This is a genomic window from Gilliamella sp. GillExp13, from assembly GCF_001690815.1.
Taxonomy (GTDB): Bacteria; Pseudomonadota; Gammaproteobacteria; order Enterobacterales; family Orbaceae; genus Gilliamella; species Gilliamella bombi.
Genome location: NZ_LZHJ01000136.1, coordinates 1 through 5,055 on the forward strand (window position 1 = coordinate 1; position 5,055 = coordinate 5,055).

The window sequence follows — 5,055 nt, forward strand, 5'->3', positions numbered from 1 at the left end:
AGAGATATGATAATAAAATTGCTAACGCCGTTTGAAAAAATGGTTAAAAGCATCACCTTTGATAATGGAACCGAATTTAATTATCATCATGCTATTGAGTATTATTTAAACACCACCGTGTACTTTGCGGAGCCTTATAAAAGCTGGCAAAGAGGCACAAATGAAAACACCAATGGCTTAATACGTCAGTTTATACCTAAGTCAGCGGCCATTTCATTAGTTGACGACAAACAGATAAAGAAAATACAATATCTATTGAACACACGCCCAAGAAAACGGCATAAGTTTAAAAGCCCTGTCTCCTTTTATTCGAAGGAGTTAAGAAAAATTGCACTTCATGGTGTAATCTAGGTATGATTAATGGTCATAGATATTAAGTAGTAACTTATTAGTTAAATAGAGACGTCGGCAATGTATAATTGCTCGCCTTGTAGTTGTGTATAGTCCAACTATGACTGGAGAGTGTATACTCTCAAAAGGCTCCAGTTTTCTTCATGGCGAATTTGATGTCAGCTATATCTTCGGCTCATCATGTAGTTGTATATAGTTCAACTCTGGACTGGTAAGGATTAACCTTACAAAAGGCTTACATGAATATGTTCCCTCTTGCACACGGGTCGAAAGGTTAACTATTTAACGCTTTCGGTATTTTCTCCCCTTCGGGAGTATGAGGCACCCTCGAGGAGTTTACAAGCATGTAAATAAGGAAAGAGTATTTCATCTTCGCTCTTATCTACGAATGAAAGGGAAAAGTATTTCATTTTCGCCTTTCATTCACTTGATTTTTACGAAAAATTCATAAAAATCAATCACTTAGTGCTGCTTGTCGCACCTAACGTTTGCTGAATTGAGGACGACGACGAGCTTTGCGTAGACCCACTTTTTTACGTTCAACTTGACGTGCATCACGAGTAACAAAACCTGCTTGACGTAACGCAGAACGTAAAGTTTCATCATATTCCATTAACGCACGAGTAATACCGTGACGAATCGCACCAGCCTGACCTGAAATACCACCACCTTTAACAGTGATATAAAGATCAAGTTTATCAGTCATTTCAACTAACTCCAACGGTTGCATAACAACCATACGAGCTGTATCACGACCAAAGTATTGCTCTAAAGAGCGCTTGTTAATAACGATGTTACCACTACCTGATTTGATAAATACACGAGCAGCAGAACTTTTGCGGCGACCTGTACCGTAATATTGATTATCAGCCATCTTTTATCCCCTTAAATATCTAGTACTTGCGGTTGTTGTGCCGCATGATTGTGCTCACTACCAGCATAAACTTTTAGTTTACGGTACATTGCACGACCAAGAGGACCTTTCGGTAACATGCCTTTTACAGCAATTTCGATGACTTGTTCAGGATGACGTTCAATCATCTCTTTAAAAGTCGCTTCTTTAAGTCCACCGATGTAGCCAGTATGACGATAATAGATCTTATCAGTGCGTTTTTTGCCTGTTACAGCAACTTTTTCTGCATTGATAACAATAATATAATCACCTGTATCAACATGTGGTGTGTATTCTGCTTTGTGTTTACCACGCAAACGGCTTGCGATTTCAGTAGCTAAACGACCTAACGTTTTACCAGCTGCATCAACAACATACCAGTCGCGTTTAACTGTTTCTGGTTTAGCTGAAAAAGTACTCATTCGTAATTATCCAATTTTTAATTAATCTCACGTTAATAAATCATTTGATTTATTTACACTTTTTGATTGTTACCATTAATTAACTCACCCCTTCGAGCGGTTATACTAATATTGACAACCGAAAACAACGTTGGGAAGAACGTTGTCGTAACGTGGGTGGCAATATTATACAGAAATTTTATAAAAGCGCTAGAGTAAAAATAAAAAATCATAGCGAGAAGGAACGCTTACTGATAAACTAAAATCAACATTAAATAACAAAATATTTAAATAAATGAACAATACAATTCAACTTTCAATAGAAGATTATATTAGCAAAGGTTTGCACCGAAAATGTTATCGTCATCCAAATGATCCCAATAAGTGTATCAAAGTGAATTATAATGTCGGTGCTGAAGATGAGACTAATCGAGAAATTTCTTATTATAAACATCTAATTAGACGTAATGTTTCATTCGATGCAATAGCAAAATATTACGGTCCAGTTTCAACCAATTATGGCAAAGGCCATGTTTTCCAACTCATCCGAGATTATACCGGTGAAATAGCTATACCACTTGAAAAATACCTCGCTGATACAAAATTAACTAAGCAATATTACGATGATTTAGTTACTTCATTAAGAAATTTGAAATCAGCCCTATTAAAAGATCGTATTATTACAATGACAATAAAAAGCAAAAATATTTTGTTTCAGCACTTAAGTGCAGATAACAGTCGCTTAATTATTATCGATAATATCGGTAATTCAACTCTTATTCCTATTGCCAATTACATTCCTTTTTTTGCTAAAGCCAAAATTGAACGAACTTGGCAACGTTTTTTAACATCCATTATTAAAGAAAATAGCAACAACAAATTAATCATTCGTTTAGTTGACGAAGTGAATCAGTAATCCTCAATTGTGCAATAGCACCTTTTACATTATTAGGTCTATTTTTTAAGGTAAATAGACCTTGATGTAATTTAGCAATACGGTTGACTATACTTAAACCAAGCCCAATACCATTATGCTTGCGATCCATACGAAAAAAGGCTTGAGTCAGTTTTTCGCTTTTAGACTCATCAATGCCATTACCTTCATCTTCTACAGTAATAATGATATCTTTTTTAATTTTGTAACAGCTTACCACAATTTTAGTGTTCTCAGGACTGTAGCGATAACTATTTTCAACTAAATTACGTACTAATAGTCTTATTAAGGTTGCATCACCATTAAAAATAGGATCTTTATCAGTCAAATACCATTCAAGCTGTTGCTGTTTTTGTGAAGTCAATTCTGTTAGTTCATCAGACAGCGGAATCATAATATCATTATAAAAATTAATATGTTGATACTGTCCTACAGTAAACTTTTGACTAGCTCGAGCAAGCATTAATAGCTGTTCTACAGTACTGACTAATCGATCTATACGATCAATTAACTCTGTGCAATCAATGTTATTGTTATTTTCTAACAATTCTAGATGTAAACGAATGCCTGCTAAAGGTGTCCTCATTTCATGCGCTACGTCGGAGGTAAAAAGACGTTCTTGAGATAATGTTGTACTCAGCCTAATAAAAAGATTATTCAATACAGATATAATCGATTTAATTTCACGCATATTGCTAATTGGCGCAATGGGTTTTAGATTCTCTTCAGTACGTTGATTAAGATCTTTCTCTAAAATTTCCAACGGTTTTGTGATCCACTTGATCGCTTTGTACGCCAAAAATAGTGTTACTGCCATCATAGAAAAGGCAGAACAAAACAAAACAAAAATCGCTTCTAATTCTTCTTCTTCAACAACTTCATCAATTTTATTTTGACTTAGAGTCAAATTAACCAATACATCTATTTGTTCTTTACTTTCGTGCCATAACCAAAGGACAGTAATAATCTGACAAACCAACATGATAGAACCCAAAGTAAAAAATAGGTTCCAACGAATACTGTGGCGTATATTACTAAGTGATTCTGAAATCATAATTTAATTATCTAATTTAAATTAATCGAGTTATCAACATCCATCATTAAGTTGATAACCATAACCTCGTACTGTACGAATAAAATTTTTACCCAATTTATTACGTAATCCGTGAATATACACTTCCAAAACATTTGAGCTAGGGTCACTCTGCCAATCATAAAGATCATTTTGCAATAAATCACGGTGGACCTTTTCGCCAGCTTTTAGCATTAATCGAGATAATACAATAAACTCTTTTGGTGTTAACACTACTTCTTGGTTATTAACAGTCACTTTTTGTTGTTTTATATCAATAGTAATAGGACCATAACTGATAAAATTATCTGCGGTACCTTGATCTCGACGAATTAACGCTCTTACTCTAGCTAATAATTCAGTTAAAGCAAAAGGTTTAATCAAATAATCATCGGCACCATTATCTAAACCATCGACTCTATCTTCTATGGTATCGCGTGCAGTTAAAATCAAAACTGGTGTTGAAATATGATTTTTTCGCCAGCGAATCAGTAAGTCAAGTCCATCACAATCAGGCAATCCTAAATCGAGTATAATTAAACTAAACTGCCCAAATTGAATATAATCTTCAGCTTGTTTACCATTTGTAGCAACTTCACAAACATAACCATTTGACATTATACCATCGTATAAACCTTTCTGTAGCAAGCTATCATCTTCAACAATTAATATTTTCATTGATAATTTACCTTAATATAAATGTTGGAATCACTAAGAATTCTCAATCGTATAATTATCAGTAATTATATACTTCACGTTACATATCTAAAGCTATTAATTGCGCTTAATAAGAACATACTTATTAAGAAACTTGTTAATACTTATCCAATTTTTATTAATTAAATACCTGGATTCAAACATGAAGTGCAATTTTAAACACGGTGGAGTGAAGAAAGTAGAAAGGTGATTTATACTAGCACCTTCGCTCCACCACAGTTTGGAGATTGCTATGCATTATAATCACCTTTCTAGGAAGGAAGATACCAGATTTTCGTATTATTACAAGCCGGAAAGAATAAAAAAGAGATAGCCCAGCTACTCAATAGACATCCTTCGACAATAAGTCGAGAGATAAAAAGAAACTCAAAACCTAATCAAGCCTATCAAGCACATGATGTGGTAACCTTAGCTAGGAAAAGGCGGAAAAACAGCGGTAATGGTAAGCCAATAGAGTCTTCGGTATGGCGCCAAGTTGAAAAATACCTCATGCTTTATTACAGCCCAGAGCAGATTGCTGCACGTTTAAAGAAAGTCAGCGTGTAACTCTCCCCTAAAATAGTACAGCAAAAAAGTAGAAAATTCTCTATGATAAAAGTAAAAGGGGATTTAATGATGAAAAAAATGACTGAACATCAAATCGTCGCTATTTTAAAAGAAGCTGAAGCAGGTATTCCTGTCAAGGAAC

Annotated in this window: 7 protein-coding genes and 1 pseudogene; 4 read left to right on the forward strand and 4 right to left on the reverse strand. The window is 34.4% G+C overall.

Translation table 11 applies throughout. From position 1 onward, the window contains the following. Nucleotides 1-351, forward strand: a 351-nt coding sequence (locus A9G37_RS09800; RefSeq protein WP_141671166.1) for an IS30 family transposase, incomplete at its 5' end; no start/stop codon positions are given. Nucleotides 352-832: 481 nt separating this feature from the next. Here the strand turns inward: A9G37_RS09800 and rpsI are convergent. Together rpsI and rplM are read right to left on the reverse strand one after the other, a co-directional pair. Beyond that, nucleotides 833-1,225, reverse strand: coding sequence for a 30S ribosomal protein S9 (rpsI, locus tag A9G37_RS09805; RefSeq protein WP_065575385.1), 393 nt, complete (start codon nt 1,223-1,225; stop codon nt 833-835). A gap of 11 nt (nt 1,226-1,236) precedes the next feature. Then, a complete protein-coding gene (gene rplM, locus A9G37_RS09810) occupies nt 1,237-1,665 on the reverse strand; it encodes a 50S ribosomal protein L13 (protein WP_034901369.1) in 429 nt (142 codons plus the stop codon). Nucleotides 1,666-1,939: 274 nt separating this feature from the next. Here rplM and A9G37_RS09815 point away from each other — a divergent pair, with 274 nt between their 5' ends. Continuing rightward, on the forward strand, nt 1,940-2,560 hold the full coding sequence (locus A9G37_RS09815; protein WP_065575386.1) for a YrbL family protein: 621 nt from the start codon (nt 1,940-1,942) through the stop codon (nt 2,558-2,560). Here the strand turns inward: A9G37_RS09815 and pmrB are convergent. Together pmrB and pmrA are read right to left on the reverse strand one after the other, a co-directional pair. After that, nucleotides 2,529-3,632 carry a two-component system sensor histidine kinase PmrB gene (pmrB, locus tag A9G37_RS09820; protein ID WP_065575387.1) on the reverse strand — a complete coding sequence of 368 codons (1,104 nt, stop codon included), beginning with the start codon at nt 3,630-3,632 and terminating at the stop codon, nt 2,529-2,531. The genes A9G37_RS09815 and pmrB overlap by 32 nt on opposite strands. Before the next feature lie 33 nt (nt 3,633-3,665). Beyond that, a complete protein-coding gene (gene pmrA / locus A9G37_RS09825; RefSeq protein WP_065575388.1) occupies nt 3,666-4,328 on the reverse strand; it encodes a two-component system response regulator PmrA in 663 nt (220 codons plus the stop codon). Between the two features lie 309 nt (nt 4,329-4,637). Here pmrA and A9G37_RS13670 point away from each other — a divergent pair. Next, nucleotides 4,638-4,721: pseudogene (locus A9G37_RS13670) on the forward strand (helix-turn-helix domain-containing protein); the annotation flags it as partial. A gap of 45 nt (nt 4,722-4,766) precedes the next feature. Then, nucleotides 4,767-4,913 (forward strand): hypothetical protein, encoded by a 147-nt coding sequence (locus A9G37_RS13250; RefSeq protein ID WP_255306895.1) that lies wholly within the window; start codon nt 4,767-4,769, stop codon nt 4,911-4,913. Nucleotides 4,914-5,055: the final 142 nt, after the last annotated feature.